Source organism: Streptomyces sp. NPDC031379 (assembly GCF_055569615.1).
In genome coordinates, this window is sequence record NZ_JBVIIT010000001.1 from 103,275 (window position 1) to 120,623 (window position 17,349).

A 17,349-nucleotide genomic window follows, 5' to 3' on the forward strand; every position below is an offset into this window, starting at 1 on the left:
GGCAAGCACCACGCCGTTCGGATCCCCCCCCCCCCCCCCCCGAGCCCCTCTCCCCCCCCCCCCCCCCCTCCCCCCCCCCCCGCCTCCCCCCCCCCCCCCCCCCCCCCCCCACTACTCTGGAGTGGTGACTATTCGCCTGTACGACACCAGCGCCCGGCAGATCCGTGATTTCACCCCGCTCAAGCCGGGTTGCGTCTCGATCTACCTCTGTGGCGCCACCGTGCAGGCGGCCCCTCACATCGGGCACATCCGCTCGGGCCTGAACTTCGACATCATGCGCCGCTGGTTCGAACACCGCGGCTACGACGTGACGTTCATCAGGAACGTCACGGACATCGACGACAAGATCATCGCCAAGGCCCACGAGCGGAACCGGCCCTGGTGGTCGATCGGCTACGAGAACGAGCGCGCCTTCAACGACGGCTACGCCGCGCTCGGCTGCCTGCCGCCCACGTACGAGCCACGCGCCACCGGCCACATCACCGAGATGATCGAGATGATGCAGGGCCTCATCGAGCGCGGCCACGCGTACGCGGCCGACGGCAACGTCTACTTCGACGTACGGTCCTTCCCGTCGTACCTGGAGCTGTCCCGGCAGGAACTGGACAACCTGCTCCAGCCCTCCGGCGAGGGCGAGACCGGCAAGCGCGACCCGCGCGACTTCGCCCTGTGGAAGGCGGCGAAGCCCGGTGAGCCGACGTGGCCGACGCCCTGGGGACCGGGCCGCCCGGGCTGGCACCTGGAGTGCTCGGCGATGGCCCACAAGTACCTGGGCGCCGCCTTCGACATCCACGGCGGCGGCCTGGACCTGATCTTCCCGCACCACGAGAACGAGATCGCCCAGGCCAAGGCCTACGGCGACGACTTCGCCCGGTACTGGGTGCACAACGCCTGGGTGACCATGGCCGGCGACAAGATGTCCAAGTCGCTCGGCAACAGCGTGCTGGTCAGCGAGATGGTCAAGCAGTGGCGCCCGATCGTGCTGCGCTACTACCTGGGCACCCCGCACTACCGCTCGATGATCGAGTACAGCGAGGAGTCCCTGCGCGAGGCCGAGTCCGCGTTCGCGCGGATCGAGGGCTTCGTGCAGCGTGTGATGGAGAAGGCCGGGGGAGTCGTCGAGCCCGCCGCCGAGATCCCGCCCGCCTTCGCCGAGGCCATGGACGACGACCTGGGCGTCCCGCAGGCCCTCGCCGTCGTGCACACCACGGTCCGGCAGGGCAACAGCGCGCTGGCCGCCGACGACAAGGAGGCCGCCGTGGCCCGGCTCGCCGAGGTGCGGGCCATGCTCGGCGTCCTCGGCCTGGACCCGCTCGACCCGCACTGGGCCGGCGAGGCCGACCGCGGCGAAGACCTGCACGGCGTGGTGGACAGCCTCGTACGGCTCGTCCTCGACCAGCGCGAGTCCGCCCGCGCCCGCAAGGACTGGGCCACCGCGGACGCCATCCGCGACCAGCTCAACCAGTCGGGCCTCGCCATCGAGGACAGCCCGCAGGGCCCGCGCTGGAGCCTCGGGCCGCGCTAGCCCCGACTTGATCGACTGTGCCGTCCGGCCCTCCGGGCGGCACACTGCATAAGACGTACGTACGAAAAGCGTTTCCCGAAGAGAGCAGAGACAGGTAACTCATGGCCGCGAACAACCGCCGCATGTCCGGCAAGAAGGGCGCGCAGGTCGGCAGTGGCGGCCAGCGGCGCAAGGGCCTGGAGGGCAAGGGCCCGACCCCGCCCGCCGAGATGCGCAAGGGTCACAAGAAGAACCGCATCGCCAACGCCAGGGCCAAGCAGGCCGTGCGCCGCCCGGCCCCCCGGGGCCGGGGCGGCAAGTCGTCCTCCGAGCTGGTCGTCGGCCGCAACCCCGTGGTCGAGGCGCTGCGCGAGGGCGTGCCCGCCTCCACGCTCTACGTCCAGCAGTTCATCGACAACGACGAGCGCGTCCGCGAGGCACTCCAGCTGGCCGCCGAGCGCGGCGGCATCAACCTCATGGAGGCCCCGCGCCCCGAGCTGGACCGCATGACGAACGGCCTGAACCACCAGGGCCTGGTCCTGCAGGTCCCGCCGTACGAGTACGCGCACCCCGAGGACCTCACCGCGGCCGCCTACGACGAGGGCGAGGACCCGCTGATCGTCGCGCTCGACGGCGTGACCGACCCGCGCAACCTCGGCGCCGTCGTCCGTTCGGTCTCCGCCTTCGGCGGCCACGGCGTGGTCGTCCCCGAGCGCCGCTCGGCCGGCATGACCGCCGGCGCCTGGAAGACCTCCGCCGGCACGGCCGCCCGCACGCCGGTCGCCCGCGCCACCAACCTCACCCGCACCCTGGAGGCCTACAAGAAGGCCGGCATCACGGTCGTGGGCCTGGCCGCCGACGGGGAGGCCGAACTGGGCGACCTGGAGTCCCTGGGCGGTCCCGTCGTCATCGTCGTCGGCAGCGAGGGCAAGGGCCTGTCCCGACTGGTCGGCGAGACCTGCGACTTCCGCGTGCGCATCCCCATGCCGGGCGGCGCCGAGTCCCTCAACGCCGGTGTGGCGGCGGGGATCGTGCTGTACGAGGCGGCGCGCCGACGCGCCTGAACGCGCGTGCGGTATTTCACCCGGGCGGGGTGATTCCGGCGCCCATATGGCGTCAGGGACGGCTTTGACGCGGTCCGGACACATCTGGACGGTCAAAGCAGTGTCCTAACTCCACGTCACTCGGTTAGATGAGTGTGGACACCAGAACACCCCGCACACCCACGGGGGACCGCTCGTCGGGATACGACGACGCTCCCGCGCTGAGCATGGTGAAGGTGCCGAGCGATCCGGCGCAGGTCATCGTCAATCACGCCAGCTTCCGCGTGCAGCTGGGCGCGTCGGCGAGACGCAGCCAATCCCCGCGGATCGCCCGGCACCTGAGCGCCACCCAGGACTCCGCCCGCACGCCGGTCGTGGGCACGTCGAGCCGGTCCGGCGCCGCGGCCGGCCGCCGCCGCCCCGTCGTGTGGAGCGGCAAGTCGGCCCCCGACGACACCGGCGCCCACAGACTCCTCCAGGCCGTGCGGGGCAGCAGCGTCCGCCACGCCGACGAGCCCGAGGCCGGCGCCACCCAGGTCATCCCGCGCATCGACACCGCCTACGCGGACGCCTACGACGCACTCGACCAGACCGTCGAGACCCCCCTCGTCGGCCACCAGCGCACCGCCCCCGACGCCGGCGGCACCCGCCTGCTGCCCCCCATGCGCACGGTCGGCGGCGCCTACGACGAACCCCCCTACACGGACGACGACCTCGAGCCGTACGACACCGGTGCGGAACCCGCCGACACCGACACCCCGCGCTCCGCCAAGCGCCACGGCGACGACCCGGCCCGGCACGCCTACTACCCGGGCCGCCGGATGAACCTCGGCGTCGTCCTGCTCCCGCTGCGCGTCTTCCTCGGCTTCATCTCCATCTACGCCGGCATGGGCAAGCTGTGCGACCCCGTCTACTTCGACGGCGGCGAACGCGGCTCCATGGTCAAGTGGCTCAACACCCTGCACCCGTGGGACGTGGCCGAGCCGCTGCGCCAATTCGCCCTGCACCACCCGGTCGGCTCCGGGCTGGTCATCGCCTTCCTCCAGGTCGTCGTCGGCGTCCTGACCATCTTCGGCTGCTGGCAGCGCGTGGCCGCGGTGGTCGGCGCCCTGCTCTCGGCCGCCCTGATCGTCACCGTCAGCTGGAAGACGGTCCCCGCCTACGACGCCCCCGACATCATCTACCTCGCCGCCTGGTCCCCACTGATCATCGCCGGCGCCCCCGTCTACTCCGTGGACGGCCGCCTCGCCGGCAGCGCCTGGCGGCGCCTCGGCCCCCGCTCGGACATCTGGGAACTGCGCAGCTACGTCCTGCGCCGCGGCGCGCTGATCACGGCCGTCATCGTCGGCCTGACCCTGCTCGTCGGCTCCCTGCTGGGCGGCGCGGTCCGCGACTCCAGCCGGGTGGTCGTCCCCGGCCCCGGCGAGGCCCCCCGCAACAACGTCCCCGGCTCCCCGCTCCCGCAGGAGCCCGACGAGCGGCTCGGGACCCCGGCGGCCTCCAGCTCACCCACGGGCGGCGCCACGGCCGGCGCGAGCCCCTCCGGCGCGGCGACGACCCCGGGCGCCACCCGGACCACCGGCGGTACCACCGCCGCCCCTAGCCAGACCCAGGGCACCACGGGCCAGATCCCGCCCCGCCGGTCCGCCCCGACCGGCGGCGTCCCGAGCACGACCGCCGGCCCGACCAGCACGGGCGGCACCAGCACCGGCGGCTCGACGACAGGCGGCGGCAGCACGTCCTCGGGCGGCACCAGCAGCTCGACGTCCGGCCAGCCGGGCCTGGTGGGCGGCCTGCTCGGCTAGCCCGGCAGGAAGCGGAGGGCCCCGTACCGCGGAAGGTACGGGGCCCTCTTCAGCATGCGACGAGGCTCCGTGCCCCTTCCGGACGGCTACCGCCCCAGAGCCGCCAGCTCCCTGGCCGCCTCCGTGAGGTCCTTCGCGGTGTCGATGGCCCGCCAGTACGCGCCCTGCGGAATGGGGAACCCCGCGAGCCTCTTCTCCCGGGCCAGCCGAGGAAACGTGGTCCGCTCGTGATCCCCCCGCTCGGGCAGCAGCGAGGAGAACTCCGGCGAGAACACGTACACACCCGCGTTGATCTCGAACGTGGACGGCGGCGCCTCGATGAAGTCGGTGATGTGCCCGAACCCGTCGGTCTTCACCGCACCCCAGGGGATCCGCGGCCGAGCCAGGGCCAACGTGGCGACGGCGTCCCGCTCGGTGTGGAAGTCGGCCATGTCCCGCAGGGAGAAGCGGGTCCAGATGTCGCCGTTGGTGGCGTACCAGGGCCGGTCGGGGTGCGGGAGATGCGCGGCGGCGTACTTCAGGCCGCCGCCGCGGCCGAGGGGCTCGGTCTCCACGACGGTGGTGACGGAGACAGGAAGGTCGGCCGAGTCCAGCCACTTCTGCAGGACCTCGGCGAGGTGGCCGCACGAGACCACCACGTCCGTCACGCCCTCCTCGGCGAGCCAGGTCAGCTGGTGGCCGATGATCGGGGTGCCCGTACCGGGGATCTCGACCATCGGCTTGGGCCGGTCGTCGGTGTACGGACGCAACCGGGAGCCCTGGCCACCGGCCAGGACCACGGCTTGAGTGGGGCGCGACGCCGCGTTCGGATGGGTCATGACCGCACTGTACGTGGCGCCCCACCGCCGGTCGTCGGCAGCAACGTGCTCCCGGAGGAGTCGTTACCGGCCTACGACCCGCGGATGCCCGGAAACGGGCGGATGACGGCGGAGCCGGGGCTCAGCTGTGCGCGGCCAGCACACCCGAGGCGAAGGCCGTGTCGCACACCGGGCGGGCGTACGACTGGGCACGCGAGGCGCCGTAGATGCGCACCGCGGCCTTGCCGAGGGCCCGCGCGATGGAGGAACAGTGCCCGGCCAGCGAGGGGTGTCCGTTGACGGCCTGCTGGAGGTGGGTGAGGACCACCCCCGGGTTCTTGTCCTGCAGTTCGGACATCAGCTGGTCGCGGAGCACGTCCTGCGGGGCACGGGAGGCAGCCTTGGAGGAGATCTCCGCCGCGGAGACGTCCGAGGCGGTCAGTACCGAGCCGGCGCTCCCCGTCCAGTTGACCCGGGTGACCGCGAGGGTTCCGGAGAGCACCAGGACGACGGGCAGGACGAGGGCGAGAGTGCGGCCGATCCGGCGGGCAGGGCCGCCCCGATGGCCGCGTCGCGTCTGAGGGTTGGTGGAGTGCTTCACGCGTGTGAGGGTAGCGCGGGGTGATGATTTGGCGACATTTAGTCACCCTTTCGGGGGATGAAGAGCCGCCTCTTTCCGGGTAAGGGGTTGACGCGGCCCGCCCGAAATGATCGCTGTGCCGGGGTATATCTCGCACAGTGCGAGGGGCCCCGCGGCGATCCGCGGGGCCCCTCGCGTCAACTTCGCGCGAACGTGCTGCTCAGACGGGTCAGTCGGTGAGCCGCTCGCCCGTGGACGTCGAGAACACGTGGATCTCGCCCGGCCGCGGCACGACGTGCAGCGTGGAGCCCTTCTCCGGCACCTGGCGCCCGTTGACCCGCACGACCAGGTCCTTGACCTCGCCGCCGACCTCGGCGGTGCCGTACACGTAGCCGTCGGCGCCCAGCTCCTCGACGACGTTCACCGAGACGGCGAGACCGGCCGGGGCGTCCGCGGCGTCCTTCGACAGGGAGGCGGCGACCGACCCGTTGTGCTCGACCACGTCGAAGTGCTCGGGACGGACACCGACGGTCACCGTCCGGTCGCCCCGGTCGGCGGCGGCCGTCAGCGCCTCCCGGTTCACCGGCACCACGCTGTTGCCGAACTTCACGCCGCCGTCGGTGATCGGAACCTCGACCAGGTTCATGGCCGGAGAGCCGATGAAGCCGGCGACGAACAGGTTCGCGGGCTTGTCGTACATGTTCCGCGGCGAGTCGACCTGCTGCAGGAGGCCGTCCTTCAGGACCGCCACACGGTCGCCCATCGTCATGGCCTCGACCTGGTCGTGGGTGACGTAGACGGTGGTGATGCCGAGACGGCGCTGCAGCGACGCGATCTGCGTACGCGTCGAGACACGGAGCTTGGCGTCCAGGTTGGACAGCGGCTCGTCCATGAGGAAGACCTGCGGTTCACGCACGATCGCGCGGCCCATCGCGACACGCTGGCGCTGACCACCCGAGAGCGCCTTCGGCTTGCGGTCCAGGTACTCGGTGAGGTCGAGGATCTTCGCGGCCTCCTCGACCTTCTGCCGGATCTCCGCCTTGTTGACGCCGGCGATCTTGAGCGCGAAGCCCATGTTGTCGGCGACCGTCATGTGCGGGTAGAGCGCGTAGTTCTGGAACACCATGGCGATGTCCCGGTCCTTGGGCGGCAGGTGCGTGACGTCGCGGTCACCGATGCGGATGGCGCCGCCGTTGACGTCCTCCAGACCCGCGAGCATCCGCAGCGAGGTGGACTTTCCGCAACCCGACGGGCCGACCAGGACGAGGAACTCGCCGTCCTCGATCGCGATGTCGAGCTGGTCGACGGCGGGCTTCGTGGAACCCGGGTAGATCCGGGTCGCCTTGTCGAACGTGACAGTGGCCATGGTGAATGGGCCCCCTTCTACCGGCAGGAACGTGCCGGACGATCCGTTGTAGGAAGGTGGTTGGTGTAGTCCACAGGAGTGAACTGGATCGAGACGGTACCTGGCGTTCACTCGGTCTGTCAGTACCCGGACCACTGTGAACTTCGCGGAAATTCTCGAGCGGGCCTCGCCCTCCATCGCTTCCGGCATACTTCATGGCCTGGGAAGTCAGGCTCTGTGTACAGTGGAGCAGCTTTCTCGCATGGCATTGCGATGCGCGTATGCCTCCTTAGCTCAGCTGGCCAGAGCACCGCTCTTGTAAAGCGAAGGTCGTCGGTTCGAATCCGACAGGGGGCTCCGTAGCCCGGGTGGGACACGTCCCACCTGGGCTTTTTCATGTCAGTCTGCGGGCGATCTCCAGTTGGCGGGGCTTGATCGGGCGGCCGTCCTCCACGTCCCACAGGGCGTTCTGCAGGAGTCGGCCGAGGGTCCAGGCGCGGGCGTGGTCCCGGTCCAGGCCGAGGGTGTCGGTCATCGCGTCGAAGCGCCAGCGGATCTCGGCCGCCTCGAAGCGGTTGTCCAGGGCGGGCCACAGTTCGAAGCCGGGGTGGCCGGCGAGCGGCTTGGGGTCGATGGCGAGCCAGTCGGCGCGGTCGGCGGCGAGGACGTTCCGGTCGTGCAGGTCCCAGTGGAGGAGCTGGTCGCCGGGCTCGTCCGCGACCTCGCGGACGGCGGCCGCGCAGGCGGCGACGAGGCGGCGGGCTTCGGGGTCGGGGATGTGTTCCAGGGCCCGGGGGGTCCGTTCCAGCATGCGGTGGGTGATGTCGCCGAGGCGGCGCAGCCCGGGTGGGGCGGGGAAGGAGGTGAGGTGGGCCAGGAGGCGGGCGATGACCAGGACGGCCTCGCGGGTGTCGGCCAGGTCGGCGAGCATGCGGGTTTCGTCCAGGTGTTCGAGCAGCATGGTGCCGGTGGCCGGGTCGTGGTCGAGGAGCCGTACGGCTCCGTCGCCGTTCCACGTTCGCAGGGCTACCGGCTCGCCTCGGCTCTCCTCGTCCGGTAGCTGGAGTTTGAGGGCGGCGCGGAGTCCGTCGGCGCGGGTGACCGGCAGGACGAGGGCGCTGACGCCGTTCATGGAGGGGCCGTCGAGGCGGAGCCGCCAGTGGTCCAGGAACCGGTCCGCGAGGTCGGGGAGTGCGGCGATGAAGGCGCGGCCGGCGGCGCCGTTGTAGGTCTCCTGCGCCTCGGCGAGTTCGCCGGGGATGTCAATCACGCTTGGGACGATAGTGGCGTGCGTGAATCGGCTCATGGGAATTGACCGGGGCCTGAGCGGGGCGTGGGCGTACGTCCGCAGTGCTGCCGGCACGTACGTGTGGTTGGGGATCCTGTTCGTCACGACGGTTGCGCTGCACCATATGTCGCCGGAGTTCGAGGAGCACTTCTTGCGGCACCGGTCGACCAATATCTATGAGCTGTCGCGTTCTCCGGTGCGGGTTCTGGTGACCAGTGCCATGTGGATCGACAGTGGGCACTGGGTGCCGTACGTCTTCCTGTACACGGTGTTCCACGCGCCGGCCGAGCGCTGGTTGGGTACGGGGCGCTGGTTGGCGGTGTGTGCGGTGGCGCACGTTCTGGCGTCGCTGATCAGTGAGGCGGTGTTGCTGAAGGCGATCCGGGACGGTATGGCTCCGCTTTCGGCGGTGAACGCGGTGGACATCGGGGTGAGTTACGCGCTGGCCGGGGTCGTCGCGGTGCTTGCCTATCGGATCGTGGTGCCGTGGCGGTACGGGTATCTGTCGGCGGTGTTGCTGGTCTTCGGTTTGCCGTTGGCGGCCGGTCCGACCTTCACCGACTTCGGTCACTTCGTGTCCGTGTTGATCGGGTTGGCCTGTTATCCGCTGGTCAGGGGTCGTGGAAAAGCATGGAATCCGAAGGAGACACTGGCTGGTCTCAGGGGTTAACGTCCCGGCCATGAGCAGTTCGGCAAGCAGTGTCGTCAACGGCGGTGTCTCCTTCTGGTACGCGGACGACGGCCTTCCGGTGGTGCGTGAGCCGCTGTCGGGGGATGCGTCGGCCGATGTCGTCATCGTCGGCGGGGGGTACACGGGTCTGTGGACCGCGTACTACCTGAAGAAGGCGGCTCCTTTCCTGCGGATCACGGTCCTGGAGCAGAAGTTCTGCGGTTATGGCGCCTCCGGGCGTAACGGGGGCTGGTTGTACAACGGGATCGCGGGCCGCGACCGGTATGCGAAGCTGCACGGCCGGGAGGCCGCCGTACGGCTGCAGAAGGCGATGAACGACACCGTGGACGAGGTGATCGCGGTCGCCGAGGCGGAGGGCGTCGACGCCGGCGTGCACAAGGGTGGTGTCCTGGAAGTGGCCACCACACCCGCGCAGTTGGCGCGGTTGAAGGCGTTTCACGCGCACGAGTCGTCGTACGGCGAGAAGGACCGGGTGCTGTACGGCGCTCGGGAGACGGCCGAGCGGATCAGGGTCGCGGACGCGGTCGGTTCGAGCTGGACTCCGCACGGGGCCCGGTTGCATCCGGTGAAGCTGGTGAAGGGGCTGGCGGCCGTCGTGGAGGCGCTGGGGGTGACCGTCCACGAGTCGACTCCGGTGACGGAGATCCGTCCCCGGCACGCGGTCACTCCGTACGGCACGGTCCGGGCGTCCTACGTTCTGCGGTGTACCGAGGGTTTCACCGCGTCCTTGAAGGGTCAGCGGCGTACCTGGCTGCCGATGAACTCGTCGATGATCGCGACCGAGCCGTTGACCGAGGAGCAGTGGGCGGCGATCGGCTGGGGCGGCCGGGAGACCCTTGGTGACATGGCGCATGCCTACATGTACGCCCAGCGCACCGCTGACGGCCGGATCGCGTTGGGCGGGCGCGGGGTGCCGTACCGCTTCGGGTCGCGTACGGACAACGACGGTCGTACGCAGGAGGCGACGATCGAGGCGCTGCGGGAGATTCTGACCCGCTTCTTCCCCTCCCTTGCGGGTGTCCGGGTCGAGTACGCCTGGTCCGGTGTGCTCGGTGTCCCGCGGGACTGGTGTGCGACCGTCACCCTGGACCGTTCCACGGGCCTTGGCTGGGCCGGTGGTTACGTGGGTTCCGGCGTCGCCACGACGAATCTGGCGGCCCGCACGTTGCGCGACCTCGTTCAGCAGGACTCCGGTCAGGGTGGCCGGACGGAGTTGACGGACCTGCCGTGGGTGAATCACAGGGTGCGCAAGTGGGAGCCGGAGCCTTTCCGCTGGCTCGGTGTGCAGGGCATGTACGCCACTTATCGCGCTGCGGACCGGCGTGAGCGGCTGCGCCCCGGCGTGGAGTCCTCCCGCTTGGCCAAGGTGGCGGATCGGGTGGCGGGGCGGCACTGACCCGCATCTCGGGGCCGGCTCGGCGGCCGGGCGCTCGCCGTGCTCGGCCGCCGTACTCGGCTCGGCGGACTCGGCTCAGCGCACCGACTCCGCCATCGGGGTCTTCGCCGGTGCCCCGAGTTCGGGGGCCTCGGCGGTGACGTGACACTCATCCCGCCGGAAGACCACGGATCGGGATGTGCTGCATCAGGGTGTGCGGCGGGGCTGCCGGGGGCCGGAGCGGGGTGGGTGCCTCAGGGCTCCAGCACCACTTTTCCGATCGTGCCGCGGTTCTCCAGGGCCCGGTGTGCGGCGGCCGCCTCCGCGAGGGGGAAGCGGGTGACGGCCGGGCGCAGCCGGCCCTGGGCGGCCTCGGCGAGGGCGCGCAGTTCGAGTGCGCGCAGGCCTCCCGCCTTCTCGAGCATGCGTGGGCCGAGGACGCTCTCGGAGACGCCGTCGACGAGGTAGCCCTGCCCGTCGCCGATGCCTTCCGCCGACCAGCCGAAGACCAGGTGCCGTCCGCCGGGTCCGAGGAGGGCGATGGTCTCCCGGGCGACCGTGCCGCCGACGCCGTCGTAGACGATGGTGGCGCGCGGAGTCGTCCCGGCCCGGGCGAGGCCGGGGGCCTTGGGGAGGCCGCCGAGGCGGGCGCGGACCTCGGCGGGCCAGTCGGGTGCGGTGTAGTCGATGGCGAGGTCGGCGCCGTTGGCCTGGACCCGGGCGGTCTTCTCCGCGCCGCCGGCGAGCCCGATCACCGCGGCTCCGGCGTTCTTGGCGTACTGCACGAGCAGGGTGCCGATGCCGCCGGCCGCGGCCGGCACGACCACCATGTCGTCCGGTCCGGGTTCGGCGAACTGCGCGACCCCCAGTGCCGTACGCCCGGTGCCGATCATGGCGACGGCCTCGGCGAGCCCCAGGCCGTCGGGGACCTCGTGCAGGCGCTCGGTGTCGGTGACGGCGAGCTGGGCGTAGCCCCCGGGCACGGTGCCCAGGTGGGCCACCACCCGTCTCCCGAGCCACGTCTCGTCGGTTCCGTCGCCGAGCGCGTCCACGACGCCCGCGACTTCGCGGCCGGGCACGGTGGGCAGTTCGGGTGTCCGGGGCAGCGGACCCCGGCGGCCTTCCCGCAGGGCCGCGTCGAGCAGGTGCACCCCGGCCGCGGCGACGGCGATCCGCACCTGGCCCGGGCCGGGGACGGGGTCCGCGACCTCCTCGTAGGTCAGGTTCTCGGCCGGCCCGAAGGCGTACAGACGGACGGCGTGCATGGGGACCCCCGCTTTGTGTGACTCGGCGTGACCGGTTCGGGATCCCCAGCCTCTGACCTCAAGCGTGCTTGAGGTCAAGGGCGGGCCGGTCGAGGATCAAGGACACCGCCGTGACCGCGCTGGTGAAGGACACCTCCGACAGCACGCCCGGGGCCGCCACCTGGTCGCCCGCGAGGTAGACCCCGTCGCCGCGGTCCACGGCCGGCCGGTCCCGCCAGGTGTGGCCCGGCAGGTCCACGGCGCCCGTGCGGCCGTCCGCCACGGCCTCGCGCCGCCAGGTGACGCGTCCCCGCCATCCCGGGAAGCCCAGGTCGAGCAGTTGCTCGGCACGGGCGACGCCGTCGGCGCGGGACTCGCCGGGCCCGATCGGGAGCTGCCCCTGGAGCAACTGCTCCCCGGCCGGCGCGAGGGAGGGGTCCTGCGCGGTGAACCGCTCGATCCAGCCGGGCGCGTCCAGGTCGGAGAGGACGAAGGCGTCCCCGCGCCGGGTGTGCACGGCGAGGTCGAGCAGGACGGTTCGGCCGCTCGGCCAGGTCAGTGAGCCGTCGCCGAGCAGGCGGCGGGCGGCGGGCAGGGAGGTGGCGACGACGACGGGTGTGTCGGCGGGCAGTTCGTCCACCCGGGAGAGCGTCTCGATCCGCACGCCCAGGTTCCAGGCCCGCGCGGCCATCCGGTCGATGACCGAGCCCCAGCCGCCGCGCGGATAGTGCGCTTCCGGCGGCAGCTTGGTGGCCCGGCGCAGGCGCTCCTGCACGAAGGCGGCGGACAGGATGCCCGGGTCGTGGTGGAAGAGGGCGACGGCGGCGTAGTTGGCGGCGGCCCGGGCGCCCTCCTCACCGGCGACGCCGGTCGCCCAGCCGAGGAAGTCGGTGTCGACGGGGGCCCGGCCGGCCTTGGGCCGCAGCAGTTTGAGCATGGCGAAGGGCGGGGTGCGGCGCAGGACGCCGTGGTGCCGCAGCCGCAGCCGGGCGGCTTCCAGGGGCGGGATCGGGGCCAGCGGTCCGATCAGGTCCCGCCGCTTGAGCCAGGACCAGTGCAGCCCGCCGTTGTAGAGGGCGTGCGGGCCCTCGTTGGTCCGGTACGGTCCGTCGGCCGTGCGGGCGCGGCCGCCCAGGGTGTGGTGGGCTTCGTACACGGTGACCTTGGCGCCTGCCTCGGCGGCGGTGATGGCGGCGGTGAGCCCGGCGAAGCCGCCGCCGATGACGGTGATGCGGTGCATGGGGTGGGATCTCCCTCGGTCGGTTCGCCTGGTGGTCCTTGAGGTACGACCGATTGGCGTCCCGGAATGTGACATCCACGGCTCACCGCGGGGGGTTTCCCGGTCAGGTCCGGTTGTCAGTGGCGGGGTGCAGCATGGGCGCATGGCGAGGAGAGCGATGGGCGGCGGGCCTGCGGGCCGGGCGGCGGTGAAGGGCGCGCGACGGCCGGAGGTGCGGCTGCCGCCCCTGGAGCCGTGGCCGGGCGGGGAGCTGGAGCCGGACGGTGACTACGACGGGCTGGAGTTCCGGGAGGCGGATCTGGCCGGACAGGACGGGGTGGGCGCCCGGTTCATGGACTGCGCGCTGACGGGCTGCGCGGTGGACGAGACGGCACTGGGCCGGGCCCGGGTGCTGGACTCGGTCCTGACCGGACTGCGCGGGGTCGGCACCCGTCTCGCCGAGTCCACGTTCCGTGACGTCGAGGTCGTCGACGCCCGTCTGGGCGGCACGCAGCTGCACGGCGCCGTGCTGGAGCGGGTGGTGGTCCGCGGCGGCAAGCTCGACTACCTCAACCTCCGTGAGGCCCGCCTCAAGGACGTCGTCTTCGAGTCCTGCGTGCTGGTCGAGCCGGACTTCGCGGGCGCGAGACTGGAGCGGGTGGAGTTCGTCGACTGTGCCCTGAGGGAGGCCGACTTCGGCGGTGCGACCCTGACGGACGTGGATCTGCGCGGGGCCGCTCCGCTGGAGGTGGTACGCGGGCTGGACCGGCTCTCCGGGGCGGTGATCAGCACCGGTCAGCTGCTCGACCTGGCACCGGTGCTGGCGGCCGAGCTGGGGATCCGCGTGGAGGGGTGAGGCTCAGGGCAGGCGGGGGAAGCGGGCCTGGAGCGTCCAGATCGCCGGGTTCTCCGCCAGGTCGTCGTGGAGGTCGGTCAGGTCCGCGATCAGGTCGTGGAGGAAGTCCCGGGCCTCGCGGCGCAGTTCGGCGTGGGCGAAGCTCAGCGGGGACTCCTCGGCGGGTGTCCAGTCGGAGGTGATGTCGACCCAGCCGAAGCGGCGCTCGAAGAGCATGCGGTCGGTCGACTCGGTGAAGTCCAGCTCCGCCCGCTGCGGCCGGGCGGCGCGGGAGCCCAGGGGGTCCCGGTCCAGCCGCTCCACGATGTCGCACAGCGCCCACGCGAAGTCCAGCACCGGCACCCATCCCCAGGCTGTGGACAGTTCCCGGTCCGTCTCGGTGTCCGCGAGGTAGACGTCCCCGCAGAACAGGTCGTGCCGCAGCGCGTGGACGTCCGCGCGGCGGTAGTCGGTCTGCGGAGGGTCCGGGAACCGGTTGGAGAGGGCATAGCCGATGTCGAGCACGCAAGAGATGGTGTCACGCCGACGGCCGCACCCCTGCTCCGGTGCACCGCACCCCTCTAAGATCGATGACATGTCCAGATCCGTGCGTCTTGTCCCGGCCGCCGCGGCACTGCTCGTCCTGGCTCTCACCGGCACCGCCTGCAACGGCGGCGTGCGGGGCACCCCGGGCGGCTCCGGCGTACGCGATCCGTACTTCCCGAAGGCCGGCAACGGCGGCTACGACGTCAGCCACTACGCCCTCACCCTCGACTACACCCCGGCCGGCCGCCGCCTCACCGGCACGGCGGTCATCACCGCCCGCGCCACCCAGGACCTGTCCGCCTTCGACCTGGACCTGGCCGGACTGGACGTCGACTCGGTCACCGTCGAGGGCAAGGAGGCCCGCGTCAGCCGCGCGGGCCAGGAACTGACCGTCCGCCCCCACGACGACCTGACCAAGGGCGAAACCTTCAGCACCACCGTCCGCTACTCGGGCGTCCCGCGGACCCTCACCGACCCCGACGGCTCCGAGGAGGGCTGGCTGCCCACCGCCGACGGCGCGCTCGGTCTCGGCGAGCCGGTCGGCTCCATGGCCTGGTTCCCCGGCAACCACCACCCCTCCGACAAGGCGACGTACGACATCACGGTCACCGTTCCGAAGGGGCTCCAGGCCGTCTCCAACGGCGAGTTGACGAGCCAAGGCACCAAGGGCGGCCGCGCCACGTACACCTGGCACATGGCCCAGCCCATGGCGAGCTACCTCGCCACGGTCGCCGTCGGCCACTTCACGATCAGCCGCGGCACGGGCCCGCACGGCCTGCCGGTCCTCACCGCCGTCGATCCCGCCCAGGCCGAGGCGAGCAAGGACGTCCTCGCGAAGATCCCCGAGATCATCGACTGGGAGGAGTACAACTTCGGGCCGTACCCCTTCTCCTCCACCGGCGCGATCATCGACCGCCCGCAGGATGTCAAGTACGCCCTGGAGACCCAGAGCCGCCCCGTCTTCCCCGGCGCCCCGGACACCTCCACCCTCGTCCACGAACTCGCCCACCAGTGGTACGGCGACTCGGTCACCCCCGCCTCCTGGCGGGACATGTGGCTCAACGAGGGCTTCGCGACCTACGCGGAGTGGCTGTACCGGGAGGACCACGGAGGCAAGAGCGCCCAGCAGACCTTCACCGATCTCTACGAGGGCGACCACGAGGAGATCTGGGCCTTCCCGCCCGCCAGGCCCTCCAGCGCCGCGCACATCTCCGACAGTCCCGTCTACGAGCGCGGCGCGATGGTCCTGCAGAAGATCCGGCAGAAGGTCGGCGACGACACCTTCTACGCCATCGTCCAGGGCTGGGCCGCCGCACACCGTCACGGCAACGCGACCACCGCCGACTTCACCGCTTACGTGGAGAAGAAGGCACCGGGCAAGGACTTCACCGGCATCTGGAAGGACTGGCTGTACGGAGACGGCAAGCCGGACCACCCCTGACGGGCGGCCCGGCTGCCGAACTGCACGGTCCGTGCGGCTACTTGACGTTGACCGCCGTCCAGGCCGCCGCCACCGCGTTGTACTCGGCGCTGCCCGAGCCGTACAGGTCGGCCGCGGCCTGCAGGGTGCCGGTGCGGGCGCCCGCGTAGTCGGTGGAGGAGGTGAAGTAGGTGGTCAGGGCCTTGTACCAGATCTGGTCGGCCTTGGCCCGGCCGATGCCGGTGACCGTGGAGCCGTCGTACGTCGGGGAGTTGTAGGACACCCCGTTGATCGTCTTCGCTCCGCTGCCCTCGGACAGCAGGTAGAAGAAGTGGTTGGCGACACCGGAGGAGTAGTGCACGTCGAGCCGGCCGACGTTGCGCGACCAGTAGTCGGCGGAGCCGCCGTCCTTGCTGGGCTTGTCCATGTAGCGCAGCGGGGTGCCGTCGCCGTTGATGTCGATCTTCTCGCCGATGAGGTAGTCGCCGGTGTCGGAGGAGTTGTTCGCGAAGAACTCCACCGAGGTGCCGAAGATGTCGGAGGTGGCCTCGTTCAGGCCGCCGGACTCGCGGCTGTACTTCAGGCCCGCGGTGGCCGCGGTCAGGCCGTGGCTCATCTCGTGGCCTGCCACGTCGAGGGAGGTGAGCGGGTCGGCGTTGTTCGCGCCGTCGCCGTACGTCATGCAGAAGCAGCTGTCGTTCCAGAACGCGTTGACGTAGGCGTTGCCGTAGTGGACGCGGGAGTAGGCGGCCCTGCCGTCGCCCGCGATGCCGTTGCGGTTGAACGCGGACTTGTAGAAGTCCCAGGTGACGGCCGCGCCGTAGGCGGCGTCGACGGCGGCGGTCTGACGGTTGTTCACGGTGCCGTCGCCCCAGGCGTCGTCGGCGTCGTGGAAGAGGGTGCCGGTCCCGGAGGTCCCGCCGTTCAGGTCGTACGTCTTGTGGCCGCCACGGCCGCCGTCGACCAGGTCGTAGCCGCCGGAGGAGGAGGCGGTGGTGCCGAGCGGGACGGTGCCGCTGTACTGGCTGGTGCCCGTGCCGGTGTCGACGGCCTCGTAGGAGTAGATCTCCTCGCCGGTCCGCGCGTCGGTGATGACGTGCAGCTCGCTCGGGGTGCCGTCGTGCTGGAGGCCCTTGACGACGGACTCGTAGGCGAGGACCGGCTCGGCGCCGGCCGCCCAGACGACCTTGCGGGAGGCCGAGGCGGTGGCGCCGGCGGAGCCGGCGGCCTTGAGGGCGGTCTTCTTCGCGCTCGCGGGGGAGACGGCGGCGGTGGTGGTCGGCACGGATATCCGGGCCTTGGTCGCCTTGTCGACGCCCTTGAGCGAGCCGTTCTTCGCCACATGGGTGACCAGGTCGCCGCCGAGCACCGGGAGACCGGCGTACGTGCGCTCGTAGCGGGTGTGGACGGTGCCGTCCGCGTCCTTGACCACGTCCCGGACGACCAGCTTCTCCTTGGTGCCGAGGCCGATCCGGTGGGCCGCCGCGCCGGCGTGCTGCTGAGCCGACTGCAGGGCGGCGGCGCGGGCCGGGGCGCTGAGGGCGACCGCGGTGGCGCCGGAGGGGTGGGGCGCCGGGGCGGCGGTCGCGGGGCCGTTCTGCAGCGCGAGGACGACCATCGCCGCCGAACCGACCAGGGCGGCGGCGCGCACGGCGGT

15 protein-coding genes and 1 tRNA gene are annotated in these 17,349 nt (G+C 71.5%); 8 read left to right on the top strand and 8 right to left on the bottom strand.

What is annotated here, in order from left to right:
• Positions 1-124 precede the first annotated feature (124 nt).
• The 3 genes from cysS to ACZ5CW_RS00560 all read left to right on the top strand — a co-directional run bounded on the left by cysS (position 125) and on the right by ACZ5CW_RS00560 (position 4,352).
• The gene (gene cysS / locus ACZ5CW_RS00550) at positions 125-1,525 is read left to right on the top strand and encodes a cysteine--tRNA ligase (RefSeq protein WP_468597049.1); all 1,401 of its coding nucleotides are present in this window, start codon (positions 125-127) and stop codon (positions 1,523-1,525) included.
• Positions 1,526-1,626: 101 nt separating this feature from the next.
• Entirely contained in the window at positions 1,627-2,568 is a 942-nt protein-coding gene (gene rlmB / locus ACZ5CW_RS00555; protein ID WP_468597051.1) for a 23S rRNA (guanosine(2251)-2'-O)-methyltransferase RlmB, read from the top strand.
• A gap of 128 nt (positions 2,569-2,696) precedes the next feature.
• Positions 2,697-4,352, top strand: coding sequence for a DoxX family protein (locus tag ACZ5CW_RS00560; protein ID WP_468597053.1), 1,656 nt, complete (start codon positions 2,697-2,699; stop codon positions 4,350-4,352).
• An 86-nt stretch (positions 4,353-4,438) separates the two neighbouring features.
• On the opposite strand, the gene ACZ5CW_RS00565 is transcribed toward ACZ5CW_RS00560, so the two are convergent.
• From ACZ5CW_RS00565 to ACZ5CW_RS00575, 3 genes are all read right to left on the bottom strand, one after another.
• Entirely contained in the window at positions 4,439-5,170 is a 732-nt protein-coding gene (locus ACZ5CW_RS00565; protein WP_468597055.1) for a nucleotidyltransferase family protein, read from the bottom strand.
• Between the two features lie 121 nt (positions 5,171-5,291).
• Positions 5,292-5,750: a hypothetical protein gene (locus tag ACZ5CW_RS00570; RefSeq protein WP_468597056.1), complete on the bottom strand. Its 459-nt coding sequence runs from the start codon at positions 5,748-5,750 to the stop codon at positions 5,292-5,294.
• Positions 5,751-5,958: 208 nt separating this feature from the next.
• A complete protein-coding gene (locus tag ACZ5CW_RS00575) occupies positions 5,959-7,095 on the bottom strand; it encodes an ABC transporter ATP-binding protein (RefSeq protein ID WP_468597058.1) in 1,137 nt (378 codons plus the stop codon).
• Positions 7,096-7,357: 262 nt separating this feature from the next.
• Here ACZ5CW_RS00575 and ACZ5CW_RS00580 point away from each other — a divergent pair.
• Positions 7,358-7,431: transfer RNA gene (locus ACZ5CW_RS00580), tRNA-Thr, on the top strand.
• A 37-nt stretch (positions 7,432-7,468) separates the two neighbouring features.
• Here the strand turns inward: ACZ5CW_RS00580 and ACZ5CW_RS00585 are convergent.
• Positions 7,469-8,380, bottom strand: a complete 912-nt coding sequence (locus tag ACZ5CW_RS00585) for an aminoglycoside phosphotransferase family protein (protein ID WP_468597060.1) — start codon at positions 8,378-8,380, stop codon at positions 7,469-7,471.
• Here ACZ5CW_RS00585 and ACZ5CW_RS00590 point away from each other — a divergent pair.
• Positions 8,379-9,032 (top strand): rhomboid-like protein, encoded by a 654-nt coding sequence (locus ACZ5CW_RS00590; RefSeq protein WP_468597728.1) that lies wholly within the window; start codon positions 8,379-8,381, stop codon positions 9,030-9,032. The genes ACZ5CW_RS00585 and ACZ5CW_RS00590 overlap by 2 nt on opposite strands.
• 10 nt (positions 9,033-9,042) lie before the next feature.
• Positions 9,043-10,449 (top strand): NAD(P)/FAD-dependent oxidoreductase, encoded by a 1,407-nt coding sequence (locus ACZ5CW_RS00595; protein ID WP_468597062.1) that lies wholly within the window; start codon positions 9,043-9,045, stop codon positions 10,447-10,449.
• Between the two features lie 233 nt (positions 10,450-10,682).
• Here the strand turns inward: ACZ5CW_RS00595 and ACZ5CW_RS00600 are convergent, their stop codons facing one another.
• Positions 10,683-11,693 (bottom strand): zinc-binding dehydrogenase, encoded by a 1,011-nt coding sequence (locus tag ACZ5CW_RS00600; RefSeq protein WP_468597064.1) that lies wholly within the window; start codon positions 11,691-11,693, stop codon positions 10,683-10,685.
• Between the two features lie 58 nt (positions 11,694-11,751).
• Positions 11,752-12,912 (bottom strand): FAD-dependent oxidoreductase, encoded by a 1,161-nt coding sequence (locus ACZ5CW_RS00605; RefSeq protein ID WP_468597065.1) that lies wholly within the window; start codon positions 12,910-12,912, stop codon positions 11,752-11,754.
• Positions 12,913-13,054: 142 nt separating this feature from the next.
• Between ACZ5CW_RS00605 and ACZ5CW_RS00610 the strand changes: the two genes are divergently transcribed.
• Entirely contained in the window at positions 13,055-13,747 is a 693-nt protein-coding gene (locus tag ACZ5CW_RS00610; protein ID WP_468597067.1) for a pentapeptide repeat-containing protein, read from the top strand.
• Positions 13,748-13,750: 3 nt separating this feature from the next.
• On the opposite strand, the gene ACZ5CW_RS00615 is transcribed toward ACZ5CW_RS00610, so the two are convergent.
• The gene (locus ACZ5CW_RS00615) at positions 13,751-14,251 is read right to left on the bottom strand and encodes a hypothetical protein (protein ID WP_468597068.1); all 501 of its coding nucleotides are present in this window, start codon (positions 14,249-14,251) and stop codon (positions 13,751-13,753) included.
• 70 nt (positions 14,252-14,321) lie between these two features.
• Between ACZ5CW_RS00615 and ACZ5CW_RS00620 the strand changes: the two genes are divergently transcribed.
• Positions 14,322-15,713, top strand: coding sequence for a M1 family metallopeptidase (locus ACZ5CW_RS00620; protein WP_468597070.1), 1,392 nt, complete (start codon positions 14,322-14,324; stop codon positions 15,711-15,713).
• 37 nt (positions 15,714-15,750) lie between these two features.
• Here the strand turns inward: ACZ5CW_RS00620 and ACZ5CW_RS00625 are convergent, their stop codons facing one another.
• Positions 15,751-17,310 (bottom strand): M4 family metallopeptidase, encoded by a 1,560-nt coding sequence (locus ACZ5CW_RS00625; RefSeq protein ID WP_468597729.1) that lies wholly within the window; start codon positions 17,308-17,310, stop codon positions 15,751-15,753.
• Positions 17,311-17,349 lie beyond the last annotated feature (39 nt).